The sequence below is a fragment of the Bradyrhizobium sp. MI1.7 genome, assembly GCF_055811795.1.
Genome location: NZ_JBVVPO010000198.1, coordinates 1 through 1469 on the forward strand (window position 1 = coordinate 1; position 1469 = coordinate 1469).

Below are 1469 nucleotides of genomic sequence, written 5' to 3' on the forward strand. Positions count from 1 at the left end.
TCGAGCACAATGGATCCCGTTACTGGTTCCGGCGCTGGCCAAGTTCCGACGAAACCGCACGACTCCGGCAGTCAGGCGAATGAAACTGTCGATGGCCTGGATGCTCAAACCGAAGCGTTGCGGCACGCGGCAGAAGATACGCCATCTGCTGCAGCACCTGACGACGAAGAAAAAGTGCCAGTCTTTGACCGGGCTGGTGCTGCGCCGAAAATCTGAGCGAGAAGACTGCCATGCACTGGCGCAAAGTGCCGAGCAGAAGGAGCGGCAAGGTCTTCGATGTCGTGGTCTTGGCGTCTACCGCCTCAGTCGCCGGGTCGATTGTCTTGCTGGTTCTGCATTTTCCCGCGTGTCAGCCGAAATAGATAGAACTAGCTGTTCGTTGTCGGCCATTAAATCTCCGTAAGTGCGCAGAGCGTTTGTTGCGTATATTGCGCCATGTTGTTAGACCGCGCCTTAAACATGGAAGGAGCGCCGTTTTGGCCAGAAACAAAAATCTGGTTCGCCGCGAGTGGACGAAGGAAAATATCAAAGAATTGAAGGCGCACTCCAAGGCTCGCACGCCGGTCGTCAAAATCGCCAAGATGACCAAGCGAACCGAAGGCGCGCTACGTCAGAAGGCGATCGTGTTGGGTATCGGCCTGGGGGCATCAGCGGTAAATTGACGCTGGCTTCGTTGAGGGAGCCGCCAAATTTCGATATTGTTTTAACGCACGCATCTGCGCCGATCAGGTGCAGACTACTGCGTCCGTCAAGGCAGCCGGAGCTTTTAGCTTTCGCGGCCTTGGGGTTGAGGGCTCGCCTTCGCCAACCCCGGCGAGTCCCACCTCAGTCAGCGAAGCTGACGCATTTAATTGTCCCACAGTGTAACATCGACGACATTGCGCCCCGCCCCGCGCTGTAGGCTTCATCTCGCCGGGGCTGGACCCATATTTCACTTATAAATTTTAACCCGGCAGCAGGCCGCAGTGGTTCGCCGCTGCGGCCTTTCTGTTGAACAACACAATGGGCGCATCACCCGATGTCGTTTTGCGTCGTGTGAACCTCTTCACATGGGTATGACAACAGGACGGTTAATCTCCAGTCGCTGGCGAGAGGTTTCAGTTACAGCGGGAGGCGGCCGTGGCAGCAGACACAAAGGCGGACGACTGGTTTATTGCTGCGCACGTGCTGAGGGTACGCACGTCGTCGGGCACCGCATCGATATCGTTTAAGATTGGCAGCAGGGTAGCTAACATCGCAGCACTGTTGGGTTGCTCCGGACCAATCTCGGGAAGTGGTGTTGCGGACACGGACTTCCAATTAGACACGCAACTTATGCGCACCTTCAGCGGCCCATTTTCGTTGAAGGACATTAAGGGGCATCGCGGTGACGTCACGCAAAACGTGTCCTTTTCACCAGATGACTTGTCCGGCGTGGCATTCAATAAGAGTGGAAGCGTCTTTTTTAATTTCGATTTACCCAACACGAA

General features: G+C 55.5%; 2 protein-coding genes and 1 pseudogene. All 3 read left to right on the forward strand.

Annotation, left to right across the window (positions count from 1 at the left end):
- Nucleotides 1–216: pseudogene (locus tag AC0L3X_RS47060) on the forward strand (hypothetical protein); the annotation flags it as partial.
- A 260-nt stretch (nt 217–476) separates the two neighbouring features.
- Nucleotides 477–662: a hypothetical protein gene (locus AC0L3X_RS47065; protein ID WP_187387681.1), complete on the forward strand. Its 186-nt coding sequence runs from the start codon at nt 477–479 to the stop codon at nt 660–662.
- Nucleotides 663–1119: 457 nt separating this feature from the next.
- Nucleotides 1120–1469: hypothetical protein (locus AC0L3X_RS47070; protein ID WP_354142354.1), on the forward strand; the 350-nt coding region annotated here is incomplete at its 3' end.